The sequence below is a fragment of the Solwaraspora sp. WMMD406 genome, assembly GCF_029626025.1.
In the GTDB taxonomy this organism is placed as follows: domain Bacteria; phylum Actinomycetota; class Actinomycetes; order Mycobacteriales; family Micromonosporaceae; genus Micromonospora_E.
On the sequence record NZ_JARUBF010000001.1, the window covers coordinates 6,219,241 to 6,246,093 of the forward strand.

The 26,853-nt window shown below is 69.4% G+C and carries 31 protein-coding genes; 11 read left to right on the forward strand and 20 right to left on the reverse strand.

What is annotated here, in order from left to right; translation table 11 throughout:
- Positions 1–86 precede the first annotated feature (86 nt).
- The 3 genes from O7632_RS27610 to tmk are packed head-to-tail and all read left to right on the forward strand — an operon-like array spanning position 87 to position 2,969.
- Positions 87–893 carry a hypothetical protein gene (locus O7632_RS27610; RefSeq protein WP_278118507.1) on the forward strand — a complete coding sequence of 269 codons (807 nt, stop codon included), beginning with the start codon at positions 87–89 and terminating at the stop codon, positions 891–893.
- Complete coding sequence (locus O7632_RS27615; RefSeq protein ID WP_278118509.1) at positions 877–2,346, forward strand: radical SAM protein; 1,470 nt, start codon at positions 877–879, stop codon at positions 2,344–2,346. Before O7632_RS27610 ends, O7632_RS27615 begins: the two co-directional genes overlap by 17 nt.
- A complete protein-coding gene (gene tmk, locus O7632_RS27620; protein ID WP_278118510.1) occupies positions 2,343–2,969 on the forward strand; it encodes a dTMP kinase in 627 nt (208 codons plus the stop codon). Before O7632_RS27615 ends, tmk begins: the two co-directional genes overlap by 4 nt.
- Here tmk and O7632_RS27625 read toward each other — a convergent pair.
- The 6 genes from O7632_RS27625 to O7632_RS27650 all read right to left on the reverse strand — a co-directional run bounded on the left by O7632_RS27625 (position 2,961) and on the right by O7632_RS27650 (position 6,967).
- Positions 2,961–3,503 (reverse strand): CYTH domain-containing protein, encoded by a 543-nt coding sequence (locus O7632_RS27625; protein WP_278118511.1) that lies wholly within the window; start codon positions 3,501–3,503, stop codon positions 2,961–2,963. The genes tmk and O7632_RS27625 overlap by 9 nt on opposite strands.
- A gap of 239 nt (positions 3,504–3,742) precedes the next feature.
- The gene (gene hpxZ / locus O7632_RS27630) at positions 3,743–4,123 is read right to left on the reverse strand and encodes an oxalurate catabolism protein HpxZ (protein ID WP_278118514.1); all 381 of its coding nucleotides are present in this window, start codon (positions 4,121–4,123) and stop codon (positions 3,743–3,745) included.
- On the reverse strand, positions 4,120–4,818 hold the full coding sequence (locus O7632_RS27635; RefSeq protein WP_278118516.1) for an isochorismatase family cysteine hydrolase: 699 nt from the start codon (positions 4,816–4,818) through the stop codon (positions 4,120–4,122). The genes hpxZ and O7632_RS27635 overlap by 4 nt, the downstream gene beginning before the upstream one ends.
- A gap of 8 nt (positions 4,819–4,826) precedes the next feature.
- On the reverse strand, positions 4,827–5,516 hold the full coding sequence (locus O7632_RS27640; RefSeq protein WP_278118517.1) for an isochorismatase family cysteine hydrolase: 690 nt from the start codon (positions 5,514–5,516) through the stop codon (positions 4,827–4,829).
- 105 nt (positions 5,517–5,621) lie between these two features.
- Entirely contained in the window at positions 5,622–6,287 is a 666-nt protein-coding gene (locus O7632_RS27645) for a GntR family transcriptional regulator (protein ID WP_278118519.1), read from the reverse strand.
- An 80-nt stretch (positions 6,288–6,367) separates the two neighbouring features.
- Positions 6,368–6,967 carry a DUF4245 domain-containing protein gene (locus O7632_RS27650; protein WP_278118521.1) on the reverse strand — a complete coding sequence of 200 codons (600 nt, stop codon included), beginning with the start codon at positions 6,965–6,967 and terminating at the stop codon, positions 6,368–6,370.
- Positions 6,968–7,132: 165 nt separating this feature from the next.
- Between O7632_RS27650 and glpX the strand changes: the two genes are divergently transcribed.
- Positions 7,133–8,167, forward strand: a complete 1,035-nt coding sequence (gene glpX, locus O7632_RS27655) for a class II fructose-bisphosphatase (RefSeq protein WP_278118523.1) — start codon at positions 7,133–7,135, stop codon at positions 8,165–8,167.
- A gap of 474 nt (positions 8,168–8,641) precedes the next feature.
- Here the strand turns inward: glpX and O7632_RS27660 are convergent, their stop codons facing one another.
- From O7632_RS27660 to O7632_RS27685, 6 genes are all read right to left on the reverse strand, one after another.
- The gene (locus O7632_RS27660; protein WP_278118525.1) at positions 8,642–9,280 is read right to left on the reverse strand and encodes a rhomboid family intramembrane serine protease; all 639 of its coding nucleotides are present in this window, start codon (positions 9,278–9,280) and stop codon (positions 8,642–8,644) included.
- A gap of 182 nt (positions 9,281–9,462) precedes the next feature.
- Positions 9,463–10,149: a lytic transglycosylase domain-containing protein gene (locus O7632_RS27665; RefSeq protein WP_278118527.1), complete on the reverse strand. Its 687-nt coding sequence runs from the start codon at positions 10,147–10,149 to the stop codon at positions 9,463–9,465.
- Positions 10,150–10,457: 308 nt separating this feature from the next.
- On the reverse strand, positions 10,458–11,903 hold the full coding sequence (locus O7632_RS27670) for a PhoH family protein (RefSeq protein ID WP_278118529.1): 1,446 nt from the start codon (positions 11,901–11,903) through the stop codon (positions 10,458–10,460).
- Positions 11,904–12,074: 171 nt separating this feature from the next.
- The gene (locus O7632_RS27675; RefSeq protein ID WP_278118530.1) at positions 12,075–12,269 is read right to left on the reverse strand and encodes a hypothetical protein; all 195 of its coding nucleotides are present in this window, start codon (positions 12,267–12,269) and stop codon (positions 12,075–12,077) included.
- A gap of 306 nt (positions 12,270–12,575) precedes the next feature.
- Positions 12,576–13,025: a hypothetical protein gene (locus tag O7632_RS27680; RefSeq protein WP_278118532.1), complete on the reverse strand. Its 450-nt coding sequence runs from the start codon at positions 13,023–13,025 to the stop codon at positions 12,576–12,578.
- 22 nt (positions 13,026–13,047) lie between these two features.
- A complete protein-coding gene (locus tag O7632_RS27685) occupies positions 13,048–13,392 on the reverse strand; it encodes a hypothetical protein (RefSeq protein WP_278118534.1) in 345 nt (114 codons plus the stop codon).
- A 265-nt stretch (positions 13,393–13,657) separates the two neighbouring features.
- Between O7632_RS27685 and O7632_RS27690 the strand changes: the two genes are divergently transcribed.
- The 3 genes from O7632_RS27690 to otsB all read left to right on the forward strand — a co-directional run bounded on the left by O7632_RS27690 (position 13,658) and on the right by otsB (position 15,564).
- Complete coding sequence (locus O7632_RS27690; RefSeq protein WP_278118536.1) at positions 13,658–14,098, forward strand: helix-turn-helix transcriptional regulator; 441 nt, start codon at positions 13,658–13,660, stop codon at positions 14,096–14,098.
- A gap of 162 nt (positions 14,099–14,260) precedes the next feature.
- Complete coding sequence (locus O7632_RS27695) at positions 14,261–14,635, forward strand: hypothetical protein (RefSeq protein ID WP_278118538.1); 375 nt, start codon at positions 14,261–14,263, stop codon at positions 14,633–14,635.
- A gap of 104 nt (positions 14,636–14,739) precedes the next feature.
- Positions 14,740–15,564 carry a trehalose-phosphatase gene (gene otsB, locus O7632_RS27700; RefSeq protein ID WP_278118539.1) on the forward strand — a complete coding sequence of 275 codons (825 nt, stop codon included), beginning with the start codon at positions 14,740–14,742 and terminating at the stop codon, positions 15,562–15,564.
- 20 nt (positions 15,565–15,584) lie between these two features.
- Here the strand turns inward: otsB and O7632_RS27705 are convergent, their stop codons facing one another.
- From O7632_RS27705 to O7632_RS27715, 3 genes are all read right to left on the reverse strand, one after another.
- Positions 15,585–16,355: an isoprenyl transferase gene (locus O7632_RS27705; protein ID WP_278118540.1), complete on the reverse strand. Its 771-nt coding sequence runs from the start codon at positions 16,353–16,355 to the stop codon at positions 15,585–15,587.
- Positions 16,356–16,423: 68 nt separating this feature from the next.
- Positions 16,424–17,311, reverse strand: a complete 888-nt coding sequence (locus O7632_RS27710; protein ID WP_278118541.1) for a hypothetical protein — start codon at positions 17,309–17,311, stop codon at positions 16,424–16,426.
- A 9-nt stretch (positions 17,312–17,320) separates the two neighbouring features.
- Positions 17,321–19,174: a phosphoenolpyruvate carboxykinase (GTP) gene (locus O7632_RS27715; RefSeq protein ID WP_278118542.1), complete on the reverse strand. Its 1,854-nt coding sequence runs from the start codon at positions 19,172–19,174 to the stop codon at positions 17,321–17,323.
- Between the two features lie 359 nt (positions 19,175–19,533).
- Here O7632_RS27715 and O7632_RS27720 point away from each other — a divergent pair, with 359 nt between their 5' ends.
- The 3 genes from O7632_RS27720 to O7632_RS27730 all read left to right on the forward strand — a co-directional run bounded on the left by O7632_RS27720 (position 19,534) and on the right by O7632_RS27730 (position 21,363).
- The gene (locus O7632_RS27720; protein WP_278118544.1) at positions 19,534–20,070 is read left to right on the forward strand and encodes a GtrA family protein; all 537 of its coding nucleotides are present in this window, start codon (positions 19,534–19,536) and stop codon (positions 20,068–20,070) included.
- Between the two features lie 69 nt (positions 20,071–20,139).
- Positions 20,140–20,841 (forward strand): GtrA family protein, encoded by a 702-nt coding sequence (locus O7632_RS27725; RefSeq protein WP_278118546.1) that lies wholly within the window; start codon positions 20,140–20,142, stop codon positions 20,839–20,841.
- A gap of 9 nt (positions 20,842–20,850) precedes the next feature.
- A complete protein-coding gene (locus O7632_RS27730) occupies positions 20,851–21,363 on the forward strand; it encodes a MaoC/PaaZ C-terminal domain-containing protein (RefSeq protein WP_278118548.1) in 513 nt (170 codons plus the stop codon).
- Positions 21,364–21,393: 30 nt separating this feature from the next.
- Here the strand turns inward: O7632_RS27730 and O7632_RS27735 are convergent, their stop codons facing one another.
- The 3 genes from O7632_RS27735 to O7632_RS27745 all read right to left on the reverse strand — a co-directional run bounded on the left by O7632_RS27735 (position 21,394) and on the right by O7632_RS27745 (position 23,497).
- The gene (locus O7632_RS27735) at positions 21,394–21,969 is read right to left on the reverse strand and encodes a PH domain-containing protein (RefSeq protein ID WP_278118550.1); all 576 of its coding nucleotides are present in this window, start codon (positions 21,967–21,969) and stop codon (positions 21,394–21,396) included.
- Between the two features lie 94 nt (positions 21,970–22,063).
- A complete protein-coding gene (locus tag O7632_RS27740; protein ID WP_278118552.1) occupies positions 22,064–23,056 on the reverse strand; it encodes a biotin--[acetyl-CoA-carboxylase] ligase in 993 nt (330 codons plus the stop codon).
- 21 nt (positions 23,057–23,077) lie between these two features.
- Complete coding sequence (locus O7632_RS27745; protein ID WP_278118554.1) at positions 23,078–23,497, reverse strand: hypothetical protein; 420 nt, start codon at positions 23,495–23,497, stop codon at positions 23,078–23,080.
- A 419-nt stretch (positions 23,498–23,916) separates the two neighbouring features.
- Between O7632_RS27745 and O7632_RS27750 the strand changes: the two genes are divergently transcribed.
- Positions 23,917–25,509 carry an acyl-CoA carboxylase subunit beta gene (locus O7632_RS27750; protein ID WP_278120448.1) on the forward strand — a complete coding sequence of 531 codons (1,593 nt, stop codon included), beginning with the start codon at positions 23,917–23,919 and terminating at the stop codon, positions 25,507–25,509.
- Between the two features lie 17 nt (positions 25,510–25,526).
- Here the strand turns inward: O7632_RS27750 and O7632_RS27755 are convergent, their stop codons facing one another.
- Positions 25,527–26,270, reverse strand: coding sequence for a M50 family metallopeptidase (locus tag O7632_RS27755; protein ID WP_278120450.1), 744 nt, complete (start codon positions 26,268–26,270; stop codon positions 25,527–25,529).
- Positions 26,271–26,490: 220 nt separating this feature from the next.
- Positions 26,491–26,727, reverse strand: a complete 237-nt coding sequence (locus O7632_RS27760; protein WP_278118556.1) for a hypothetical protein — start codon at positions 26,725–26,727, stop codon at positions 26,491–26,493.
- Positions 26,728–26,853: the final 126 nt, after the last annotated feature.

Genomic DNA, 26,853 nt, shown 5'->3' on the forward strand with positions numbered 1-26,853 from the left:
ATCCCGGCCAAGATATTCCAGGAGGTAGGAATATGAGATAATTTAGCACCCTGAGCCTTGATCAACCGTTCGGAGACTTCACCGCCATGCGCAACACGTTTGACTTTGTGATGACCGAGCACGCCGCCTGGCAACCGGCGAACGGCACCGTACAGCGAGTCCTCGTCCTTGACAACGGCGGCCGATGGTTGGCCTCACTCCAGAACGGCAAGCTGACTCTCGACCGTTTGACCGGCACTGGGGCTGGGCCGATTCACGATGTCTTCACACTGCCGAACACGTTCGACGACGCTCCCGAGCTGGCAGACTCGCTACGCTCTCTGGGCTCGGTCATACGGCTTCGGAACCCGAGCCTATGGGACGCGATCAGCACTGCGGTCATCCGGCAAGTCATCCGCGCCGGACAGTCGAAGAAGCTGTATCGGGCCTTCTGCGATGCGCATGGCGAGAAGATCCCCCTACCGGACGGCAACTTGTACGCCCTATTCCCGGCACCAGAGATCGTGCTTGAGTTGAGCGATCACCAGTTCGGTTCCCTCGGGATGGCTTTCAAGCGTCGCCCCTTGCGGGCTGCCGCCGAGGCCTACCTGGAGCGTGGCTTCAAATGGCGTGAGCTTGTGCCCGATGTGCTCGTCGCCGAACTCCAGACCGTGCCGCGCATCGGCCCATGGACCGCGCAGGCCGCCGTGGCTGACTGGTGCAACGACTGGTCGTTCTATCCCTACGCCGATCTGGCAGTGCGCACCTGGGCCAAGCGAGCTGCACCCTCACACGACTGGCCGGCCGACGAATCGGCTTTCGGTCGCACCTGGCGCGCGCTCGCTGGCGAACATCTCTGCTCGCTCACGCTGCTGACGCTCGCTTGGGGTTCCCGACATGGAGATATCGGCTGACCGTGCCGTGGCAGGCGCGGACATCACTCGCCCTCTTGACGCCCTGTTCATCAACGCGCCGCTACGCGACTACAGTCTCCGTCCCCGCGTGAACGACTTCACGCTGCCCGTGCTCGGCATGGGCTACATCGCCACCTACGCCAAACATCAGGGTTTCAACGTCGGCATCATCGACGCCGAAGCCCTCGGGCTCGGCCTCAGCCAGACCGCGCAACTCGTCAACCGCCTGTCGCCACGCTGGGCAGGCTTCAACCTGCTCGCCCCGACCTACGAGATCAGCGCCCGGATGGCGTCGCAGCTCGACCCGTCGATCAGCCTCATGCTCGGCGGCCATCAGGCCAAAGCCATGCCGACTGAGGCGCTAACCGACCCACGGTTCGCCCGCTGCGAGGCGTTGGTGCTGGGCGAAGGCGAAACACGAGTGGCCCAACTGCTTCAGGACCACCGCTTCCGCACCGAACTTCCGGGCGTGATGTGGCTCGACCCCATCCTGCGCACCCCGGTCACCGGCGGCAGCGTCGGTGCCGGGTACCACCTCGCGCCCGACATCAACCGTCTGCCGTTCGTGGATCGCGCGTTTCTGGCTGACGACCCGTACATCGCCGCTGACGGACGGCTGGAGGCGAACATGGTCGGGGCTCGGGGCCGCCCCTACGACTGCTCGTTCTGCGGAGCAGCCGTGTCAGCCAACCCTGACATCACCATCCGCACCCGCACGCCGGAGAACATCATCGAGGAAATGATGGACCTGCAGACAAGCTACGGGGTGACGGCCTTTCGTTTCGTCGACGATTTGTTCCTGGGGTACGAGCGCTTCATCCAACCCTGCATGGCCGCGTTCGCGGCAGCCGGCATCGGCGACCGCTTCGTCTGGGATGCGACCGGCCGCATCAACATCCTGCACCGCATGAGCGACGACATGCTGCAGACGTTGAAGCTCAACGGCTGCCGGGAGGTCGCACTCGGCATCGAGTCCGGCAGCGAGCGACTGCTGAAACACATGGGCAAGCGCATCACCTCGGACATGACGCGCACTGTTGTCCGGCGCCTGACCGAACGCGGCATCTCGGTCAAGGGCTACTTCATCCTCGGGTTCCCGACGGAGACCCGGCAGGAGTTAGCGGAGACCGTGCGGCTCATCCACGACCTGTGGAAGACAACCGCCGACCAGCCCGGACGCTTCCGGGCCAGCGTCTTCGAGTTCCGGCCCTACCCAGGCACACCTGAGTGGAAGCGACTCATCACGACAGGGAAGTACAGCCCGCAGCAGCTCCTGGACTACACCGCCGTGGACCTCACCGCCGGTGGCGTCGATGAGGCGATGCGCGGACGAGACGAGTTCAACTTCTCGGTCAACATCCAGTTCGGCGAGGCTCCCGTGCACGAGGTGCGAGCCCGACTGACGGAACTGTCCCGCGAACAGTTCCAGCGTTCGTTGGCGGTCTCCGCATGAACCTGGAGCCTGGTCTCTTCGTCGTCGTCGAAGGGCCGAGCGGCGTAGGCAAAAGCACGGTGGTCGAACACCTACACGCCGACCTGACCACCCGTGACATCCCGGTCGTCGCCACCAAGGAGCCGTCGGACTCAACGCTCGGCAAGCTGGCACGCCAGTGCACCGACGAATACCGCGGTTTGGTGCTCGCCTGCCTCGTCACCGCCGACCGGTATCACCACCTGGAACACATCATCCGGCCTGCCCTCCGGACAGGCACCATCGTCGTCTGCGACCGGTATGTGCCGACATCTCTCGTGCTGCAGCGGCTCGACGGCGTCGATCCAGAGTTCTTGACCCAGCTCAACCAGTACGCGGCCAAGCCCGACCTGACGGTCGTGTTGACCGGAGAACCGGAGCGCTCAGCCCAACGCGCGTCAGACCGTGGCATCTACAGCCGGTTCCACCATGGCGGAGCAGCAGCTCGGGTCGTCGAAGACCAGCTCTACCGAGACCTTGTACGCCAGCTTCGCGAGACCGATTCGGACGTGCTGCACCACGAGGTCACGGACGAACCGGCCGAGGCCGTGGCAGCCGTCGTGCTCGGTGCCGTACTGCAACGGTGGGAACAGCGATCAGGCTGAGGCGAGGGCCGCGCGGACGAGGGAATCGTACGTTTCATCGGTACGGGACGCCGCGATCCCGAGCGAAGCAACGAACGCCGCCAACTCGGCCTGCACCGCCTCACCCGACACGCCGTCGGCCACCACGCGCTCCAACTCCAGGAACGTGCCCAGACTCGCGACCTCGTCCACGCACAGCTCACCAGCGGACATCCTGGCGGTACGGCGTACTTTGGCGATCCGCACCGTTGCGCGGAAACCCATCGCCAGGATGGCGCTGTGCATCTGCTGGCGGTCGGTGACCTCCGCCTCGTACTCGTCACACGACAGGGCGTTCTCGGCGGGACGCTTGAGGGTGAAGGTGTGCCGCCCGTCGACGGTCCGCAGCCGCACGAAAGGGACGCCGAGCTTGCTGTCGCCGTACGACCAGTCCCCAGGCGCGTACGCCTGATCGTCCTGCACGACGGGCGCACCCAGCTCGATGCCGCATGCTGCAAGGGCGGCGAGCAGCGCCTCAGTGTCCTGGACGCGGTACTTGACCTCGACCTCGCGCACTGTGCCTCCGTCCCGCCATGCTGACGGCGCAGCTTCGCACGATCAGCACGGCAGAGCAAAGCAACGCGCCAAGGCGGGGCTGACGGCTCAAACCCGGGCGGCAGCTTACTCGGCCTACACCGGCCGCTGGCCGCAGACCCGTCCCGGCTCAGTCGACGCGTATCGTGGTGGCCACCGGCAACTGCCGGGCGCCAAGACCGAAGTCAGCCCGTACGACGGCAACAGGTGGTGGTCGGTGCTCAGGCGGGTTCGGAGACGTGGGCACTGACGATCCGCCAGCCGTCGTCAACCCGTACCCAGGTCTGTGACTGCCGGCCGGAGACGGTGCCGCCGGGATAGTCGAACCGGCAGGTGACCACCGCGAAGTCGGTGCCAAATGTGGTCACCACGACGTCGTGCAGCCGCCGGCCGGGCGGCAACGGCGGCTGCGCCGCCCGCCAGCGGCGCTGCTCGTCGATACCGTACTGATGATCGGCGATGCCGAACCGTACGGTGTGCTCAGACGACCAGAAGTAGTCGACGATCGCCGGCACATCGTTGTCGACCAAGGCCTTCTCGTAGCCGTCGAACGCCGCCCGGACCTCGGCGAGCACCCCCGGACGGTTGATCTCGGTGATCACGCGACGGTGGCCGGGCCGAGAGCGGCGAGCAGGTCAGGCGACTCGGCGACCCAGCCGAAGATGCCGCCCTGCGCGGCGATCATCTCCAGCCCGACCTCGTGGAACCGCGGAAAATAGGAACCCACGCAGTCGGCGAGCACCAGACACTCGTAGCCTCGGTCGTTGGCTTCCCGGACCGTGGTGTGCACGCAGACCTCGGTGGTGACGCCGGTGACGATCAGGCTGGTGATCAACCGCTCGGCGAGCAGCCCGTCCAGGTCGGTGGCGTAGAAGGCCCCCTTGCCCGGCTTGTCGATCACCGGCTCGCCGGGTGCCGGAGCGAGTTCGTCGATGATGTCGTGGCCGTACTCGCCCCGGATCAGGATCCGGCCGTACGGGCCGGGGTCGCCGATCCGCTTGCTGGGCGCACCGCGCTGCAGCTTCGCCGGCGGACAGTCCGACAGGTCCGGCAGGTGCCCCTCGCGGGTGTGCACGATCGTCAACGCGGCCGCGCGGGCGGTCGCCAGGAGTCGGCGCAGCGGTGCGATGGTGCGCCGCAGTTCGCCGACGTCGTTGCCGAGGCTCTCGCCGAACCCGCCCGGCTCCAGGAAGTCGCGCTGCATGTCGATGACGAGCAGCGCGGTGGTCGCCGGCTCGAAGGTGTACGGACCCGGCCGGGCCGGTACCCGTACCAGTGGGGGTTGGTCTGTCGTCACGGCAGCAATCATCGCTCGGTCGCGGCGATCACGTCATCGGCCGTGGCGACCGCGCCGAACACGCCGCCCTGCATGGTCACCATGTGCAACGCCGCCGCGTGGTTGCCCGGGTCGGTGGCGCCGGTGCAGTCCGACAGGATCAGGCACTCGTAGCCCCGGTCGTTGGCCTCGCGCATCGTCGTGTGCACGCAGACGTCGGTGGTGATCCCGGTCAGGATCAGGTGCGTGATCCCATGGGTACGCAGGACCAGGTCCAGGTTGGTGGCGTAGAACGCGCCTTTGCCGGGCTTGTCGACGATCACTTCGCCGTCGACCGGGACGACCTCGGGCACGATCTCCCAGCCCGGCTCGCCTTTGATCAGGATCCGGCCGCACGGGCCGGCGCCGCCGATCTCCGCGCCGATGCGCGCCGAGCGCCACCGCTTGTTGGCCGGCAGGTCGGACAGGTCCGGGGCGTGGCCTTCGCGGGTGTGGACCACCAGCATGCCGAGCGACCGGGCGTGCTCCAGCAGCCGGGCGGTGTGCGGCAGGCCGGCGCGGGTCAGGCTGATGTCGTAGCCCATGGCATCGACGTAGCCGCCGGGTCCGCAGAAGTCGGTCTGCCAGTCGATGCAGAGCAGCGCGGTCCGTTCGACCGGGGCGGCCCCGTCGTACGGCCAGAGGTAGGGGTCGGCCTTGACTGGTCCGATGCGGGCCATCGCGCCTCCTTCGTCAGTACAGTCGATTGTCGACCGTACTGTTTCCGGAAGCGCCTCCCCTGGTAACGAGCGTGTGACGTGATCACCGAAACGTCCGGTACGGGCTCAGCCGAGATAGGTACGCGCTCCGTGCGCGGCCAGCTCGTGCAGCACCACCGCCGGATCCCCGGCGACGATCGCCGCCAGCAGCCGCTCGTGCCGCAGCACCCCGTCGGTCGGCTGCGCCACCTCGGCCTCCCGCCGCAGATTGATCGCCATATACAGCTGGAGTTTGACCAGCACGGATTCGTAGACCGCGCAGAGCTGCTGGTTGCCGGCCAGGCTGACCAACTCGACGTGGAACCGGCGGTGTGCCTCAGCCACCCGCAACCGGTCGTCGACCGCCGTCGCCGCCCGCATCTGGTCGATCGCGGCGCGCAGCCCGCCGAGGGCGCTGTCCCGGCGCACCGGCAGCGCGGCCTCCACGGCGTACCGCTCCAGCACGTCGCGGACCGCGTACAGCTCCCGCACGTCGCGGTCCGACAGCGTCGCGACCCGTACCCCCCGCCTGGGTACGTGCTCGACCAGACCTTGCTGGGCCAACAGCCGCAACGCTTCCCGCAGCGGAGCCCGACTGATCCCGAGCCGGCGGGTCAGATGCTCCTCGACCAGCCGCTCGCCCGGGTCGGTCTGGCCGCTGAGGATCTCCCGACGTAGTCGCCGCACAGCCAGTTCCACGAGGCTGAGGCTTTCCAGCTCACCATCCACCGACGATGCGGCAACGTCGCTCACCCCGATGAGTCTGCCACTGTCCCGGCCAGGGGCCGCAACGAGATCAGCCAGGCCGGCTCGAGGTGGCGACGACGACCGGATCAGCCCGGGGGGCTCAACGCGGTCGCCAAGGCACGCAACTCGTCGTCCGGGGCTCTGCCGAGCACCAGCACACTGTGCTGCGGTGCCAGCCGGACCAGGGCGCGTTCGCCCGGCCGGGCGGCGTACCACTGCCAGCTCTGCCCGGCGATCTCCTCGCCGCCCTGCGGGCTGGCGGTGCGGGACAGCTCCGCGACCAGCAGCTCCGGCGCGGGCCGGCCGCTCTGCACGATCTGCACGGCACCACCGGACGGCGTGATGTAGCCGACCCGCAGGGTCGGCCCGTCGGCGTCGTCGGCCGGCCGGAACGTGGCGCTCACCGGACGCCAGTCCGGCCCCAGCCCGGTCGGCTCGGCGACCGGGAATCCGCCGCCGGCCCGCGCCTGCGCGAAGGCCGGCGCCGGGTCGATCACCACCGGCTGGTCGGCCCCGAGGGAGATCCGGTACGCGCCGAAGACCAGCAGGATCGGCACCAGCAGGACGAGCAGCGACAGCGTCATGTCCTTGGGCGAACGCACGGAACGACTGCCGGCCGACGGCTCGGCGGCCGGGCCGGAGCCGGTGCCGGAGCCGGTGCCGGGCGGGGTCTGGGCGGCGTCCATCGTCCCATCTTCGCAGCACCGGTCATCCCACCCGCCGGGCCCACCACCGCCCGCCAGTACGGATACCTACCGTGACGTGCCAGGATCAGCGGTAACGCTGGAGTCGGCCACCACGACGGCCCGACTCCGGCGTGCGCCCCGCACCGTAGCGAGGAGGAGCAGCCGATGTCCGGTCCACAGACCCGTAAGCCGCAGAATCTCGACCGTAACCTGGCCCTGGACCTGGTCCGGGTCACCGAAGCCGCCGCGATGGCCGCCGGCCGTTGGGTGGGCCGGGGTGACAAGGAAGGCGGCGACGGCGCGGCCGTCGACGCGATGCGCAAGCTGATCAACTCGATCCAGATGCGCGGGGTGGTGGTCATCGGCGAGGGCGAGAAGGACAACGCCCCGATGCTCTACAACGGCGAGCGGGTCGGCGACGGCTCCGGACCGGAGGTCGACGTGGCGGTCGACCCGATCGACGGTACGACGCTGATGAGCAAGGGCATGCCGAACGCGCTGGCCGTGCTGGCGGTGGCCGAACGTGGTGCGATGTTCGACCCGAGCGCCGTGTTCTACATGGAGAAGTTGGCGGTCGGCCCGGACTGCGCCGACGTGATCGACATCGACGCCGGCGTACGCGAGAACCTGCGCCGGATCGCCAAGGTCAAAAAGTCCAGTGTCTCCGACGTCACGGTCAGCATCCTTGACCGGGCCCGTCACACCGAACTGGTCGACGAGATCCGCGACGCCGGGGCTCGGATCCAGTTCCTGTCCGACGGTGACATCGCCAGCGCCATCTACGCGGCCCGCGATGACTCCGACGTCGACGTGATGATGGGCATCGGCGGTACGCCGGAAGGGATCATCGCCGCGTGTGCGCTCAAGTGCATGGGCGGGGCGATGCAGGCCAAACTCTGGCCACGCGACGACACCGAACGGGAAAAGGCCCTGGCCGCCGGGCACGACCTGGACCGGGTGCTGGGCACCGACGATCTGGTCACCGGCGACAACTGCTTCTTCGTCGCCACCGGCGTGACCTCCGGTGACCTGCTCCGGGGTGTCCGTTACCGCTCAGGTGGGGCGTACACGCAGTCGATCGTGATGCGGTCCAAGAGCGGCACCATCCGGGTCATCGACTCCTACCACCGGTTGGAGAAGCTGGCGCTCTACTCGGCGGTGGACTTCGACGGCCGGCCGATCGCCGAGATCGACGCCTGACAGGCCGGGGCGGGGCGGTTCAGGCCGGGGCGTTGGAGGAGTGGCCGGGGACCAGGTGGGCCGCCGGGTCGATGGTCACGGCCGCGTTGTTGACCGCGGTGGCCGCAAGGCGTTCGCGTCGAACGGCACCGCCGGTGATTCGCGCGTACAGGGACGCGGCTGGTTCGACACGGTGGAATGGCCGAGGACCGTGACGGCTGCCGCTGGAACCCGGCACCCGACTCCGGCCAGACCCGCGTCCACCTGCAAGGTATCGGGCACGTTCGGGTCTACGCCCATCGGAAGGTCGAAGGCCGGGTGAAAACGGTCGCCGTGAAGCGGGAGGGCCGCCGCTGGTTCGTGGTGCTCGCCTGCGACCAGGTGCCCGCCCACGCCCTGCGGGAATCAGGCCGGGCGGTCGCCCAGAAGTCCGGGCTGAACCGGAGCACCGTGCTGTCCACCCCGATGTGGATGGGCGACGATCGCCGGCGCCGGTCAGGGCATGGTCAACGAATCCGAGTCGTACGGGTCGTAGTCGCGTCGCCGACGGAACAGGATCGCGGCGAGCACCCCACCGACGAAACCGAACAGGTGACCCTGCCAGCTGATCAGCGCGTCGGTCGGCAGGATCCCGACCAGTTGCCAGCCGTAGAGCAGCCCGACCAGCAGCACCACGCCCAGGTTCCACCAGGTGCGCTCCACGATCCCGCGCATCAGGACCAAGCCGAGGTAGCCGAAGACGACTCCGCTGGCGCCGACGACGACCGTACTCGGGGAACCGGTCAGCCACACGCCGAAGCCGCTGACCAGGATAATCACCAGGGTGGAGTAGAGGAAGCGGCGGACGCCTGCGGCGAGCACGAAGGTGCCGAGCAGGATCAGCGGCACGCTGTTGCTGTAGAGGTGGTCGAAGCCGTGGTGCAGGAATGGGGCGAAGAAGACGCCGTCCAGCCCGTCGATACGGCGCGGGATGATCCCGGCGGCGAAGTCGAAGCCCGCGTTCAGCCAGACGTCGAGTGCCTCGATCACGAACAGCACCGGGACGACGGCGCACATCGCGACGAACGCCCGGCCCAGGGAGGCGTAGAACGCCTCGGTGCCGAACCGGTTCGGGTCGCCACCTGAGGTGGACATGCCGTACGCCATCCCCTAGTAGCTATCAGGTCGGCGCAACCAGTGCCACCCGTGCGCCCGGAAGAGGGGCACGAACCACAGACGCGGCACCAACCACGACGGCGGTACGGTCCCGTACCGGGTCCGTACCGCCGCGCGGTGATCAGTCGGCGGGATGCCGCCGCGGATCGGTGGGCCGGTCGTCAGTACCAGCCGACGTTCTGCGAGTGCTGCCAGGCACCACAGGGGTTGCCGTACCGGCCGCTGATGTATCCGAGACCCCATTTGATCTGGGTCGCCGGGTTGTTCTCCCAGTCGGAGCCGGCCGACGACATCTTGTTGCCCGGCAGAGACTGTGGGATGCCGTACGCCCCGGAGGACGGGTTGCGTGCCTTGTGGTTCCAGCCGCTCTCCTTGTTCCAGAGCTTGTTGAGGCAGGCGAACTGGTCGAGCCCCCAACCCCGGTCCAGGGTCAGGGCACAGCCGATCGCCCGGTTGCCGCTGAACTCGTCACACGAGGCGGGGATCGGGCCGTTGAACGGCACGGTCGCACCCGACGACGACGACTGGCTGGTCTGCTGCTGTTGCTTCTGTTCGGTGACCTTCTCAGCCCGCTTGGCCTTGGCCGCCTCGGCCTTCGCGATGGCGACCGCCTTCTCGGCCGCTTCCCGCTCGGCGGTACGCCGTTGCACGGTCAACCGCTGGTGCTCGGCGCGGCGCTGGCGGAGCACTTCGAGTTCCACCTGCTCGGCTTCGGCGGCCAGTCGGGCGTCGGTGATGCGTTGCTGGGTTTCGCGGTCGCTGTCCAGGTAGAGCCCGCCAGCGACGCCCAACACGAGCAGGCCGACAGCGAGCGCCCGGATTCCGAACCGGCTCCACAGCCGACTCACGAAGTGGTCCCTTCGTCGGGGGCAAGGGCACGACGGGTCCGTACCGGTGGGTCCCCTCGACACGCCGTGAGTGGGTCCCCCTGGACACGCCGTGAGCGCCCGACCAGGTGGGTCGTGCGCCGGACGGCCGCGATCGGTGGCCGACTGACGCACCACCACCGACGTCTCGATTGTCTGACGTCGCTGGCGCGCGCTCGCCGACCACCATCGCTCACGGTGAGGCGGATGGGAAACGCGCGGCCGCGTTTGTGATATTGACCACGCCGTTTTTCACCTGAAAGTGGGGCATAAACCCCCGGGTACCCGAGTCAGCGGGGGATGTCCTCCAACAGGTCGGTAACCATTTCGGCGATCGGAGATCGCTCCGAACGGGTCAACGTGACGTGGGCGAACAGCGGATGTCCCTTGAGTGCCTCGATCACCGCGGTCACCCCGTCGTGCCGGCCGACCCGCAGGTTGTCCCGCTGCGCGACGTCGTGGGTGAGCACCACCCGGGAACCCTGTCCGATCCGGGACAGCACGGTCAGCAGTACGTTGCGTTCCAGCGACTGCGCCTCGTCGACGATGACGAAGGCGTCGTGCAGGCTCCGGCCCCGGATGTGGGTCAGTGGCAGCACCTCCAGCATCCCCCGGGCCAGTACCTCCTCCATCACGTTCTCGTGCACCACCGCGCCGAGGGTGTCGAAGACCGCCTGCGCCCAGGGCGACATCTTCTCCGACTCCGAGCCCGGCAGGTAGCCCAACTCCTGGCCACCGACGGCATACAACGGGCGGAACACGATGACCTTCTTGTGCCGGCGGCGTTCCATCACCGCCTCCAGCCCCGCGCACAGTGCCAGCGCGGACTTACCGGTGCCGGCCCGGCCACCCAGCGACACGATTCCGATCGACTCGTCCAGCAGCAGGTCGAGGGCGATCCGCTGTTCCGCCGAGCGGCCCCGCAGCCCGAACGCCTCCCGGTCGCCGCGCACCAGCCGTACCGTCTTGTCGGCCATCACCCGGCCGAGCGCCGATCCCCCGGTGCCGTGCAACACCAGTCCGGTGTGGCAGGGCAGCCCGGCGGCGCTGTCGAGGTCGACCGCCTCGCCGGCGTAGAGCTGTTTGACCTGCTCGTCGGTCAGCTCCTGCTCGGCCATGCCGGTCCAGGTCGGGTCGCTGGCCTGACCGTGCCGGTATTCGTCGGCGGTCAGACCGACCGACGCGGCCTTGACCCGCAGCGGCATGTCCTTGCTGACCAGCACGACGTCGCGGCCTTCGGCACCCATGCTGAGCGCGACCGACAGGATCCGGGTGTCGTTGGACTCGTTGCGGAAGCCTGGCGGCAGGACGTCGGTGTCGGCGTGGTTGAGCTCGACCCGCAGGGTGCCGCCGAGTTCGTTGGCGGGCACCGGCTCGTCGAGCCGCCCGTGACGGACCCGCAGTTCGTCAAGCATCCGCAGGGACTGCCGGGCGAACCAGCCGAGTTCCGGGTGGTGCCGCTTGCCCTCCAACTCCGAGATGACCACCAGCGGGATCACCACTTCGTGCTCGGCGAACCGGTGGAACGCGCCGGGGTCGGACAGCAGGACCGAGGTGTCCAGCACGTACGCGCGGGTGGTGGGGATGGGCTGCCGCTGCTCGGCGCCGGCGGGCTCGCTGGCCGGTCCGGATGCGCTGGCGGCATCCGGGGCGCGGCGACGGGTCCGGCTACGGCTGGACGGGACAGTGGCGGTCGGGTCCTGATCGGCCCGGGGGGTGGTACGTCGACTCGTCACAGGCCTGCTCCGTCGGGCGTGCACCCGGTCCGCCCGCGTTCCGGCTCCACCGGGGCCCGGAGGCACGGGTCGGATGCGGAACCCGTGCGTACCTAGCAGGTCCGGGCCGTCCGGCTGACCCGGGATGACCCCAGGCCATGTCTAGACGCTAGCCGCCGGATCCGACCTCGGCTAGGCATCTTCGGCGATGATCGGCCGGTGGCCGGCACCGACCGGCCGAATACCGGCCGCCGTACCCATGCCGGACATCCGCCGGTCACAGTCCGGACACATCCGCTGCCAACGCGCTCCGCGCCGGGCGGTACGCCGCCGGCGGCGCCGGGCGGTGATCCCGGCGGCGACCCCCGGCGGCGACCCCCGGCTCAAGCCATCAGCGCAGGTAGCGGCCCAGGTGTGGGCTCCGTGGTGGCGGGCCCGCCGTGGCCGCCGGACGGGGCCGGGCCGGCCGTCGGACGGCGGCCGGCCGGGATGCGCACCCCCTGCACGCATCCCGGCCGGAGGGAACGCCGGCGCGGTGACGCCGGGTTCCCGCACGGCGTCGCGTCCGCCTCAACGCCGACGCCGTGTTCAACAAAGCACTTCGGAACATCGCACTGCTCGACAAACCGACCGGCCGGCGGATGTCGACCGGCCGGCGGATGTCGACCGACCGGAGGTCGACCGACCGGAGGGTCAGGTGTGCCAGCCAGCCAGGATCTCCTTCGAATGCCGGCCACCACCCGAATCGGTGAACGCCGCACCGGTGTAGGTGGTCCCCTGCCGGACGGCGACGTCGGTGCGGGCCGATCGGGTCACCGCCGCCGAGCCGACCGGGGTCTGGCCGACCATCGCCGAGCCGACCGGTGTCTGGCCGACCATCGCCGGTCCGACCGGACTCGAGCCGACCGGGGTCGGCCGGGCCGAGGTCGGGCCCATCGGATTCGGGGTGGGAAGTACGGAGGCGATCGCCGCCTGGGCGTCGCGTCGACGGCGGCTCCAGGCTCCGCGATCGCCGTCGAAGTAGCCCTGGCGGTAGCCGAACCGGTAGCCGATCCGATAACTGAGCTGGCCGTGCAGGCGGCCGGCGGCATAGCTGGACGAGGCGAGCAACAGCACCAGGAAGACGGCGAAGAACGGGCTCATCCGGTGGCCTCGATCCGTATGATCATGTTTCCTCCGACTCGAACGACGTCGGGTCGTCGGTGAGGAGCCGATCGATGTCGTCGGTCCGCACCTCTTCGACCAGTTCCACGCTGATCCGGCAACCACCCAGCACGACCTCCGCCACGGACGCGCGCCGGATCTCCCCGTCCGCGTCGTAGACCCGCACGCTCAACTCGGGGCAGCCCAGGTGCGCCCGCCACGCGTTCCACTCGGCACGGTCCCCGACGTTGAAGCACAGGTAGCGGCACCCTCGGGCGAGGTAGAGCCGCCAAGGAGCGCTGAGGCCCGTGGCGACCCCGGCGGCGATCAGACCGAACGCCTGTGCGCGGGTCGCTACTTCAGTCACCGTACCGTCTCCGTCACGTGCAAGCGACAACTCCACGTCACTCAGCGTCTCAGGCACGTGACGTAGAGTAAAGCGTCACGCGCAAGTGACAGCATCGTCTTTTCGGGTGATTAGCGCGGCCTCACTCAACTCCTAGACTGCCCCCGTGACACCCCTCTTTACAAGGGATGATTTCCCGACAGAGATTCACAAAGCTCTGTCACATACGCAGTACGGCAGACTTCCCGGCCCTCGGAAAAGCAGGGAATCGCCGTACCGTCGGCCGGTGCCGGACTCCTCCGCCGGGCGAAAGATCGCCTTCGCCGCCTTCGTTCGCAAGGCACTCGCCGACGCGCGAGCGACCCGCGCGTGGACCGGCTCGGAGGTCTCCCGACGGACCGGCGTCTCCCGACAGACCATCAACCGATGGGTACGGGGCGAATGGTCCAGCGACCCCGAGGCCGAGCGGGTGGTCGCCTTCTGCGAGGGCCTGGGGATCAATCCGATCGCGGCGTTCGGCGTACTCGGCTGGGACCGGGGTGCCGCCACCCGGCCGGCGCCGGCCGCCCCGCCGATGGACCCCGACGTCGAGGCGCTGCTGCGCCGGCTGGTCGACCCCAACGTCTCCGAAGCGGAGAAGTTTCACATCCGGGAAACCATCCGATACCTTGCCTACCGGCCGCCGTTACCGGGCGAACCACGCAAAGGCCCCAAGCGGGCAGGGTAGTTCTCAGATGGCGAAAGAAAGCCGATCAAGCAGCCCGATTCCGTCCCACTTGCACTCTGAGTCACGATAACGTCTCTCTCCGTACTGCTTGGGCTCGTCGTCGGCGGGGGACGGGACAAGGCCGGACTCAGCCCTGCGGGACAGAAGGGGGGGTCGAAACCAATGACCCTCAAATGGTCGGCAGTGGTGATCGCGGCCGTCGCGATCACACTTTGCGCCACCACGAATATCGTTGTCGCGGTTCTCCGTACCGGTGAGGTGCCGGCGGTGGTGAACATGTTCGCGATCGCCGGCGCGGCGGTCGCCACCCTGGTCGCGGTCATCGCGCACCTCAACGACCGACAGCAGGGACGGATGACCGCGCTCACCGAATTCCTCGTCGCCAGACTCAATGAGGTCGACTCGCACGTCGGCGATCGCAACGCCGGTTTCGTCGAAGGCTATTTGCTCCGACAGGGGCAGCAACACGACGCCGCCGTCGTGCACATCGCACCCCGGATGCAGAGTCGACGACTGATGACGGGCGGTGACGACTGACCCGGCCGGCAGGTGGCGAAGCGTAGTCACCGGGTGGGGCGTACCCGAACGTTCATCCACCGAGAGGTCTGGCACCAGCGATTCCAGCAGGTACGCTGACGCCCGTGCGGCCGTTCGATGTAGGTAACCAGCGCTTGGCCCGTCCGCTGACCGCGGAGCAGGCCTGGCGAGCCACCATTGATCGTGCCGACCGGTGCGTGCTGTTCTTCGACTTCGACGGCACCCTCGCCCCGGTCGGCGACGATCCCACCTCGGTGCAACCGGCGCCAAAAGTGCTGGCGGCCATCGAGTCACTCACCAGCGTGGTGCAGCGGATCGCGATCGTCTCCGCTCGCCCGGTGGACTTCCTCCGCGCCCAGTTCGCGGAGATCGCCGAGGTCGACCTCTACGGTCTCTACGGGCTGGAGCACAGTCACGGCGCAGGGCCGACGGTGACCGAGCCGGCGGCGCTGCCCTGGGTCCCCGCCATGGAGGAGCTGGCCAGCAAGGCCCAGGCCGAGCTGCCCGCCGGCACCCTGGTCGAGTTCAAACGGCTGTCGGTCGCCCTGCACTACCGGACCGCGCCCGACCTGGCCGGCGAGGTCGAGTCCTGGGGCCAGGCCGAGGCCGAGCGGCTCGGGCTACGGGTCCAGGGCGGTCGGATGGTGCTGGAGCTGAAGCCCCCGGTCGACCGGGACAAGGGGATGGTCATCGGCGAGGCGGTGCACTCGGCGAGCTGCGCCTGGTACTTCGGCGACGACGTCTCCGACATCAAGGCCTTCGCCGCGTTGCGGGCACACGAGAGCGCCAACCCGGACTTCTTCGGGGTGTGCGTCGCGGTCGCGAACGCGGAGACCGGGCACGAGGTGTCCGCCGCCGCCGACCTGACCATCGACTCCCCCGAAGCGTTGGGCGATTTCCTCACCTCCGCCGTACACGCGCTCGACTGACCAGCCGGCAGGTAAGAGGATCAGGCGCCGTAGCGGCGCTGTCGACTGGCGTACGACCGCAGGGCCCGCAGGAAGTCCACCCGGCGGAAGTCCGGCCAGTTGACGTCGCAGAAGTAGAACTCCGAGTGCGCCGACTGCCAGAGCAGGAACCCGGAGAGCCGTTGCTCGCCGCTGGTCCGGATGACCAGATCCGGGTCCGGCTGCCCCCGGGTGTAGAGGTGCTCGGCGATGTGGTCGACGTCGAGGACCTCGGCCAACTCCTCCAAGGTGCCGCCCGACTTGGCGTGCTCGTACAGCAGGGAACGGACCGCGTCGGCGATTTCCCGCCGCCCGCCGTAGCCGACCGCGATGTTGACCTGGGCACCGTCGCTGCGACCCTGGGTCCGTTCCTGGGCGGTCTTCAGCGCTGTCGCGGTGGCACCGGGCAGCAGGTCGAGCGCGCCGACGATCCGCAGCCGCCACGGGTTGCCCTCTTCGGCCAACTCGGTCACCAGATCCTCGATGATCTTGAGGAGTGGGTCGAGTTCCCGGGCCGGCCGACGCAGATTGTCGGTCGCCAACAGATAGAGCGTGACGTGCCCGATGCCGGCCTGGTCACACCAGTTCAACAGGTGCTTGATCTTCGCCGCGCCGACCCGGTGGCCGTCGTTGGGGTCGACGAAGCCCATCTCCCGTGCCCAGCGACGATTGCCGTCGCACATCACGCCCACATGGCCGGGCACCGGCTTGCCCGCCAGCCTCGCCATGAGCCGCCGCTCGTAGGCGGTGTAGAGCAGGTCCCGCAGAGTCATCCCCTGCAGACTAGCGATTGCGCCGCCGCCGCGCGGGATCGGACCACCACGCGGACTCCCCGTCGGCCTCACTCCGGGTCCGTGGCCGGTGACCCGGCACCATCCGACATGGTCGTTTCGGCGCGGCCCGCGCGCCACACACCGTAGACCGCCAGCGCGCCGGCGGACACCAACGGCGTACCGTCGCGAATCAACCCGTCCACTCCGAGCAGCCACCAACACAACGGCAGATCGACCGCGACCACCGCAATCGTGAACGCGACGAGCAGCCGTCGCGCCCACCGGCTGCCCCGCAGCAGGAAGAACGAGATCAGCAGCACGACGTAGCTCGTCGCGAACCCGACGGCGAGCCACCCCAGCACCACCGGGGTCGCGCCCAGTCTGCCGTCGACCAGCACACCGATCGACACCAACGCCGGCACCAGCATCAGCGGCGCGTAGGTGAACGCCGACACCCGCGCGACCAGCAGCCAGCCGGCGACCGGTGGCCGCCGCGGTGGTGCCGCCCGCCACGCCGGCCGGCCCCCGTCGAACACCAGCCGGGCCGGATGACGGACCAGATGCGCGCGTACGCCGGGCGAGCGGTAGAGCAGCCACACCACGGCGACGCAGAGCCCGGCCAGCAGGCCGAAGCCGAGCGCCCCGGCCAGCGGCGGTACGCCGGACCGGGGCACCACCAGCCGGCCGATGGCGAAGATGGTGGTCACCGCCAGGATCAGGCCGAACGGTCGTGCCCCGGGCCGGCCCCGGCGCACCTGCCAGACGAGGATGACGAACCCGAGCGCCCGCAGCATCGCCCAACCAGAGCGGACCGCCATGGCGAAGTCGCGGTCCGGCGCGTACCACCAGTTGAGCAGGTCGATCGCGACGGTCGCGACGGCGGTGACCGCCAGCAGCCCGACGAGCAGCCGTACGGCGGACGGCGGACGCTGCGTCCCGGAGCTGGCTGCCACCACCGCCGCAGGTTATCCGGCGGCGTCCAGCCGGGCTCGCAGCGCGTCGAGTTCCGCCCAGAGCACGCCGGGCAGCTTGTCGCCGAAGCGCTCGAACCACTCGGTGATCTGCGGCAGTTCGGCTCGCCACAGCTCGGGATCAACGGCGAGGGCGGCGGCGACGTCGACCGGATCGACGTCCAGACCGGACAGATCGAGCGCGTCGACGGTCGGCACGTGACCGATCGGGGTGTCGACCGCACCGGCGGTGCCGTCGAGCCGCTCGACGATCCACTTGAGGACGCGCGAGTTCTCCCCGAACCCGGGCCACAGGAAACGCCCGGCCTCGTCGCGCCGGAACCAGTTGACGTAGAAGACCCGGGGCAGCTTCGCCGCGTCGCCGTCGACGCCCTTGCCCATCTCGATCCAGTGTCGGAAGTAGTCCCCGCCGTGGTATCCGATGAACGGCAGCATCGCCATCGGATCCCGACGCACGACACCGACCTGACCCGCCGCCGCGGCGGTGGTCTCGGAGGAGAGGGTGGCACCCAGGTAGACCCCGTGCACCCAGTCCCGGGCCTCGGTCACCAGCGGTACGGTGGTCCGCCGTCGACCGCCGAACAGGATGGCGTCGATCGGCACGCCGCGCGGATCGTGGTACTCCTCGGCCAGGATCGGGCACTGGGTGATCGGGGTGCAGAACCGGCTGTTCGGGTGGGCCGCCTCGGTGCCCCGGTCCGGGCTCCAGTCCTCGCCCCGCCAGTCGGTCAGGTGGGCCGGCGGCTCCCCCATCCCCTCCCACCACACGTCGCGGTCGTCGGTCAGCGCAACGTTGGTGAAGATCGAATTACCCCGATCGAGGGTACGCATGGCGTTGGGGTTGGTCTTCCAGTCGGTGCCGGGGGCGACGCCGAAGAGCCCGTACTCGGGGTTCACCGCGTACAGCCGGCCGTCGTCGCCGAAGCGCAGCCAGGCGATGTCGTCGCCGATGGTCTCGACCTTCCAGCCGGGGATCGTCGGTTCCAGCATCGCCAGGTTGGTCTTGCCGCAGGCGGACGGGAAGGCGCCGGCGACGTAGCGGACCCGCCCGTCGGGGGCGGTGAGCTTGAGGATCAGCATGTGTTCGGCCAGCCAGCCCTGGTCCCGGGCCACGACGCTGGCGATCCGCAGCGCGTAGCACTTCTTGCCGAGCAGGGAGTTGCCGCCGTAGCCGGAGCCGTACGACCAGATTTCCCGGGTCTGCGGGAAGTGCGAGATGAACTTGGTCTCGTTGGCCGGCCACGGCACGTCGGCCTGGCCGGGCTCCAGCGGGGCACCGACCGAGTGCAGCGCGGGTACGAAATCGGCGTCGTCACCCATCGCGGCAAGCACCTCGGCACCCATCCGGGTCATGATCCGCATCGAGGCCACGACGTAGGCGCTGTCGGTGATCTCGACGCCGAACATCGGGTGCGGGGCGTCGAGCGGGCCCATGCAGAACGGCACGACGTACATCGTGCGTCCCCGCATGCAGCCCCGGTACAGCTCGGTCATCACCCGCTTCATCTCGACCGGGTCCATCCAGTTGTTGGTGGGTCCGGCGTCGGCTTCGTCGGTCGAGCAGATGAAGGTGCGTTCCTCGACCCGGGCCACGTCGGTGGGGTCGGTACGCGCCCAGAACGAATTGGGTCGGCGTTCGCCGCCCAGCCGCACCAGCGTACCGGTGTCGACCAGTTCGTCGGTGAGTCGGTTCCATTCGGCGACGGATCCATCCGCCCAGACGACCTGGTCAGGGGTGGCCAGGGCGGCGATTTCCTGGATCCAGGTCAGGAGTCGGCGGTGCTGGGTCGGGGGTGGGCTCGAGCCGGGGCTGCTGGACGAGACGGGCGCGGTGGCCGCTGCGGTCATGGTGGTCTCCTCGTGGTCGGCGCTGACCTCGTTCCGGGAGTGCGCGGCACCGGCGGATGGCCGGGCCAGCCGCCGGGGAAACGAATCCGGGAGTTGGACTCAGGGTAAACCGATCGACCGTTCAGGACAGCCGGGGAGCTTGTGAAGAACTGCACAAGATAGCGCCAAATGCAATCTGACGAGCTGTTTCTCGCTCCCATGAGCAGTTCTACGCACATTCTTCCGGCAGATCGACGCGGGAGCGTTGACTACTTTACGTAAACATCCCGGCGGCACGGGTCGGTTGGCCGAGCAGCACCACACCAGCAACTCGCGTGGTGCGGCCACGAGCCGGGGCGCCTGCCGCTAGGCTCGACGGCGTGCCCGCGTCCGCCACCGGCGATCCCTCCGCGACCGCCACCAGCGAGGGACTTGTTCGTCGACTTCGTGACCGTTTCGGGCAACTCATCCATGAATTCGGCAAGTTCGGCGTCGTCGGCGGCATCGCCTTCGTCATCGACATCGCCCTGTTCAACGTGGCGGCCAGCGTCTTCGACCTCGGGCCGCTGACCGCGAAGACGCTCTCGACGGTCGTCGCCGCCTCGTTCGCGTTCGTCGGCAACCGCTTCTGGACCTGGCGGCACCGAGCCCGCTCCGGACTCGCCCGCGAGTACGGGCTCTACTTCTTCTTCAACGCTGTCGGGCTGGGCATCGGGTTGGCCTGCCTGGCGATCAGTCACTACGGGCTGGGCAGCATCTGGCCGACGGTGTTCCGCACGCTGCTCGCCGACAACATCGCGGCCAACGTGATCGGTGTGATGCTGGGCACCCTGTTCCGGTTCTGGTCCTACCGGAGATTCGTGTTCATCGCTGCAGCACCGGCTGCGGTCGCCGCCGCCACGGCCGAAGGCGACTGACCGCACCGATCGCCCGGCGTACTCGCCGGTCAGCCGGAACCGCCCGGTGAACTGCCGTATGGTGATCTGATGCGACTACTCCGCCTTGTGCCCGATCGCTGGCAGAGGTTGGTCCGCGAGGTTCTGAAGTTCGGCACCGTCGGCGGCATCAACACGGTGATCAACTTCGCGGTCTTCAACGCGCTGGCGCTCACCATCCTCAGCGATGGCCAGCTCAAGGCGACCGTGATCGCTGCGGTGGTAGCCACCACCAGCTCGTACTTCATGAACCGGCACTGGACGTACCGCGACCGGCCCAAATCGGCCATCCGCCGCGAGTACGTGCTGTTCTTCCTGTTCAACGCGACCGGGTTGATGATCGAAGTCGGAGTGCTGGCACTGGCCAAGTACGGCTTCGGCATCACCGGTCTGCTCGCGCTCAACATCGTCAAGACGATCGGCCTGGTGCTCGGCACCGTGTTCCGCTTCTGGGCGTACCGGACGTTCGTGTTCCGGCCGGCGCCCCGGCCGACGGCCGCCACGCCAACGGAGGCCGCCACCCCAGCGGAGGCCGCCACGCCAACGGAGGCGAACCTCGACGACGCCGCAGCCAGGAACGGCACGAACAGCACCGCATCGGTCCAAAGCAGTACGATGAACCCGCTGGACACCGACGAGACCGCCGGGCGGATCCCGCAGCAGACGCAGCCCGCCACCAGCGACCTGTCCGACCCGATCGGTGTCGAGCTCGCGGCGGAGATCGCCGCCGCCACCCGACCGGCCCGTCGCTGATCGACGACCGTGCGGGCCGGCACCGGCGGTGACGCCGAGCTGTTCTTCGAGGATCTCGCCCCCGGCGGATCCTTCGACCTCGGCATCACCACCGTGGACGGCACCGAGATGATCGACTTCGCCGAACGGTTCGACCCGCAGTGGTACCACGTCGACACCGGTCTCGCCCGCACGAGCCGGTACGGCGGCGTGATCGCCAGCGGCTTCTTCACCGTCAGCCTCTTCATGCGGGCCTACGTCGACGCCGTGCTGTCCCGGGCGGCGGCCGACGCCTCCCCCGGGCTGGAGGAGCTGCGGTGGCTCGCCCCGGTCTACGCCGGCGACCGGCTGGCCGGTCGCCTCGACGTACTCGGCCGTAAACTCTCCGCCGCCCGCCCCGGGCTGGGCACCGTCACCCTGGTCGGATCACTGACCCGGCTGGACGTCTACGACCGGCCCGAACGGGAAGTGCTCCGGACCCGGTTCCGTGGCTGGTTCGCGCTACGGGACGGGGACCCCGGGCAGGCCACCGGGCCGGGCTGAGCCAGCCCGGCGAGCCGGGGGTCGAGCGGCTCAGGGCGTCGCTGGTGCCTCGCCGGTCCGGTCCTGCCGAACCTCGTCGAGGATCTGCCGCATCTCGCCGTCGCCGAGGCTGTGCTCGTCGTGGTGCGCCTCCACCAACTCGTACAAGGTGGTCTGCACCCGTCCCACCCCGGGAATGTCGGTCAACACCGTCTGGCCGCGCTCGCCGGCCGACTCAATGGTCAACGTGCCGCACCCCAACAGCCGCTCGACGAACCGCTGACTCATCGTGTGATCGTTGACCCGGTTCAGCGGGATGTCCCGCCGCTCCCGGGAGAACACACCGTGCTGCAGCACCACCCGTTCGTTCGTGAAAACGTAGTGCGTGGTACGCCACACGGTGAACGGCCAGACGGCCAGCCACACCACCAGGATCAGACCGAGACCCGCGATCGCGTAGAGCGCGACCAACCCGCCGGTGCCCGCCGGCAGGAACACGAACCCGACGACCACGGCGGCCACCGCCACGACGACGACCAAGACCGGCCGGATCAACATCTTCCAGTGCGGATGCAGGTGCAACACGACATGCTCGTCGTCGGTGAGCATGTCCTCGGGAAACGCCACGCCAACCTCCTCACCCGGTGCCAGGCGATCGTCCGCCCGGCGTTCCACACCGGGTCGCCGGGGTGACCGTAGCGGCTTACCGCCGTCCACGCGGTCAACCGTGCGTACCGTTTCCCGGCGCGTCGCCCGGACGCACGTGCAGCACGTCCCCGGCGGCGACCGTGAGATCGCCGTCCGCGTCGCGCACCACGAGGCGGCCGTCGTCGTCGACACCGACGGCCACGCCGGCCCGTACCGCCCCGGTAGGCAAAGAGACCCGCACCCGGCGGTCGACCGTCACGCAGTGCCGCAGGAACGCCGTACGCAGCCCGGCGGCGGAGGCGTCGCCACCGGCGGCACGCCAGCGGCCGTACCAGCTCTCCAGGCCACGCAGCAGGGCCCGGAGAAGGGGATCACGGTCGGCCGCGGCGGCGCCGGCGAGCCGCAGCGACGTCGCCGGAAGCCCGGTGCCGGCCGCCGACGGAAGCTCGTCGGCCCGTACCGTCACGTTGAGCCCGATGCCGAGCACCACGGCCGGCGCCGCCCCACCCGGCACCGCCCCACCAGACGCCGTCTCGCCCGATGCCGTCTCGCCCGGCACGGTCTCGCCCGGCACGGTCTCGCCCGGCACGGTCTCGCCCGGCACGGTCTCGGCGAGAATGCCGGCGCATTTGGCCTCACCGATCAACAGATCGTTGGGCCACTTCAAGCCGGCCGGCACCTCCGCCAGCCGCAGCACCGCCTCGGCCAGCGCCACCCCCGCCAGCAACGGCAGCCAGCCGTACCGGGCCGGCGACACGGCCGGCCAACCCCGCTCAGGCCGTGGCAGTCCGGGCCGCAGCAGCAGGCTGACCGCGAGCCCGGCCCGTGGCGGCGACACCCAGTCTCGGCCCAGCCGGCCACGACCGGCGGTCTGCTGCTCGGCGGTCACGACCAGACCTTCGGCAGCCCCGGTGCGGGCAGCGGCGATCACGTCGGCATTGGTGGAACCGGTTCGGGACAGGACCCGCACCTCGGTCCAGAGACCGTCCGGGGTGAGCAGGGCGCGGCGCAGGGCCGACCCGTTCAGCGGGGGACGGTCCAGATCGGTGTACGGCGAGCCAGCCATCCCGCCAGCGTACGGCTGGCCTCAGTCGCGATGGTGGCGGCCGGCCCACGCCGGCACTGGCTCCCGCAGCGGCGCTGGCACTGGCACTGGCTCCGGCGCTGGCTCCGGCTCGGCGGTGACCCGGCCCCGGATCAGCGGCACCCTGATCGCACCAGCGGCCAGTGCCGCGCTGACCGGATCCCGGACCAGCGGCACTCGCACCACACCACGGTACGGTCGGCCGGCGACCGTCGTTCCCACCACCGGTACGGCGACCGACGCCTGGGCCGACGGCACGTACCCGGGCCGATCGAACCAGTCGAACTCCTCGGTGGTGTCGCCGTAATCGTCGTGACCCGGCCGACGTGGGCTGACCGGCAGATAGACCGTGCCGCGCGACCGGACCCGATCCGGCCGGTGACGGTCGGGACCGGCCGGTAGCCGCTGCTGGGGAACCGTCACCGGCCCAGGCACGGGCTCGGGAACAGGTACGGCGATGGCAACCGCAGCAGGACCGGGAGGCGGCGTGGCGCGCCGTCCTGATGCCGCGACCGCCTGACGCCGCAGGATCCCGACTCGACCCGCCCGACGCCGACCACGGCGACAGCCACGTCTTCCCGCCGCGTTCGAGGGCCACAGCGTGCCGCGCATGGCGAGCAGCACCCCCACCCCGGACACGATCAGCGCGATTCCCAAGACCGCCACGGTGGAGGTAACGAACCGGGGAACACACAGGAAACGTCGTACGGTTTGCCGACTCGTCGCAGGGCCGACCTGTCGCAGGGCGACGCGTCGAAGGGCCGGACGCGTCGGGGCCCGCTGCCGACCCACCCGGCGGGACACGCCGCGGTTCGAGGCGTCGATACCATCCGCGTGTGGGCGTGACGAGCGAACAACCCGAGACCGAGATCGACATCCATGGCACCGCCGGGAAGTTGGCGGACCTGGAACGCCGGGTGGACGAGGCGGTGCACGCCGGCTCGGCCCGGGCGGTAGAGAAGCAGCACGCCCGAGGCAAGAAGACCGCCCGGGAGCGGATCGCCATGCTGCTCGACGAGGGCTCCTTCGTCGAGCTGGACGAATTGGCACGGCACCGCTCCACCAACTTCGGGCTGGAACGCACCCGCCCGTACGGCGACGGCGTGATCACCGGGTACGGCACCGTCGACGGCCGTCAGGTGTGCGTCTTCGCGCAGGACTTCACCGTCTTCGGTGGATCCCTGGGCGAGGTGTTCGGCGAGAAAATCGTCAAGGTGATGGACCTGGCGATGAAGACCGGCTGCCCGGTGATCGGCATCAACGACTCCGGCGGGGCCCGGATCCAGGAAGGCGTGGTCAGCCTCGGCCTGTACGGCGAGATCTTCTTCCGCAACGTCCGGGCGTCCGGGGTGCTCCCGCAGATCTCCCTGGTGATGGGGCCGTGCGCGGGCGGGGCGGTCTACTCCCCCGCCGTCACCGACTTCACCGTCATGGTGGACCAGACCTCGCACATGTTCATCACCGGCCCGGACGTGATCAAGACGGTCACCGGCGAGGACGTCGGGATGGAAGAGCTCGGTGGTGCCCGTACCCACAACACCACCAGCGGCAACGCCCACTACCTCGCCAGCGACGAGCAGGACGCGATCGACTACGTCAAGGCGCTGCTGGCGTACCTGCCGAGCAACAACCTGGACGACCCGCCGGCGCTGCCGGTCGACGCCGAACCCGCCGTGACCGAGACCGACCGGGAACTCGACACCCTCATCCCGGACTCGGCCAACCATCCGTACGACATGCACCGGGTGATCGAGCACGTCGTCGACGACGGCGAGTTCCTCGAGGTCCAGCCGTTGTACGCGCGCAACATCATCGTCGGGTTCGGCCGGGTCGAGGGCCGGCCGGTCGGCGTGGTGGCCAACCAGCCGATGCACTTCGCCGGCTGCCTGGACATCGGCGCCTCGGAGAAGGCGGCCCGGTTCGTCCGTACCTGCGACGCGTTCAACATCCCGGTGCTCACCTTCGTCGACGTACCCGGTTTCCTGCCCGGCACCGACCAGGAGTGGGACGGCATCATCCGGCGCGGCGCGAAGCTGATCTACGCGTACGCCGAGGCGACCGTGCCGAAGGTCACCGTCATCACCCGCAAGGCCTACGGTGGCGCGTACGACGTGATGGGCTCGAAGCACCTCGGCGCGGATCTCAACTTCGCCTGGCCGACCGCGCAGATCGCGGTGATGGGCGCGCAGGGTGCGGTGAACATCCTCTACCGGTCCGAGTTGGCCGCCGCCGACGATCCGGTGGCCGTCCGCGCCCAACGGATCGCCGAGTACGAGGACCGGCTGGCCAACCCTTACGTCGCGGCCGAGCGGGGCTACGTGGACGCGGTGATCGCGCCCGCGCAGACCCGGCTGCAGGTGGCCCGGGGGCTGCGGATGTTGCGCGGCAAGCGCGAGACGTTGCCGCCGAAGAAGCACGGCAACATCCCGTTGTGAGAACGGGTGCCGAGGCATCAGGGTCGGCCGGCGGCAGGCAGGCCGGCGGCAGGCAGGCTGAGTTCGGGCAGCATCGGGCCGGTGAGCAACAACGCGCCGACGACCAACGCGGCGAGGTTCACCAGCCCGAAGAAGCCGACCCAGAACAGTCCGGGCACCCGGGTCAGCCAGGCCAGCTGGTCGGCGTCGGATTCCGGGGACCGACCCCGGGCGCGCAGCCGCTGCAGTTCGCCGACCGGGCGGATGCCGCCGATCAGCAGGAACCACACTCCGGTGTAGGCGAAGGCGGCCTGGACCTCAGGGCTGGCGAACCAGGAGACCGCGAAGACCACCCCGCCGGTGACCAGGATCGACACGATCCCGAACAGGTTGCGGATCATCACCAGCATGGCGAACAGCAACGCGACGGCGATCCACAGCAGGAGGGTGATCCGGTTGCCGCCGAGCAGCCAGGCACCGGCCAGGCCGACGAGCGATGGTGCGACGTACCCCACCAGCAAGGTGAGGATCATGCCGAGTCCGGTGGGTTTGCCGGCCGACAGGGTCAGACCGGAGGTGTCCGAATGCAGTCGGATGCCTCTGAGCTTGCGGCCGGTGAGCAGCGCGACGAGGGCGTGGCCGCCCTCGTGGGCGATGGTGATCGCGTTACGGGCGATCCGCCACGGCAGCCGGGTCGCCACGACGGCGAGCGCCACGGCCGCGGTGATCAACACGAGCAGCGGCGGCGGGTCGGGCTGCGCCCCGAAGAGGCGGTCCCACATCTGCGTCAGCCCGGTGATCGACACAGCCCGCGAGCCTACTCACCCCGGGCGAGGCGCACCAGGCGCGGTGCGTGCCAGGCCGGACGAAGCAGGGCGGCGGGTGGACGGCAGCGGAGCCGGGCGGCAGCGGGATCGGCCATCGGGGTACGTCGTCGTCGATGACTGGTCCGGCTGCCGCCACCTCGCTCCGGAATCACCTCAGCGGCGCTGCGGAGCCGACTCAGCTGCGGCGCCGGATCGGCACGGTCGCCGGGACTGGCGTCCGGTTGTCGCCGGCCAGGTCGCGTCCGATCAGTTGGTACGCCCCGACCGCGGCGACGGCCACGGCCGCGACGCCACCGAGAACCAGCAGTACGGTCAACAGCCCCACGCTGGCGACCAGCAGGGCCACGTCGGCCAGCGCGACCAGCATCCACAGTGCCACGCTGGGCTTGGCAATCCGTCGTCGGTTGCTCATGTCGCACCTCCCTTCCGTCGTGCCGGGGGAGGTACCCAGAAGATCAGCGGCCCATGCCTGTCAGCTGCCGGCGGGCTGGAAGCGGCTGGCCATCAGCTCGAAGTACGACAGGTCCTGCTCCCACCG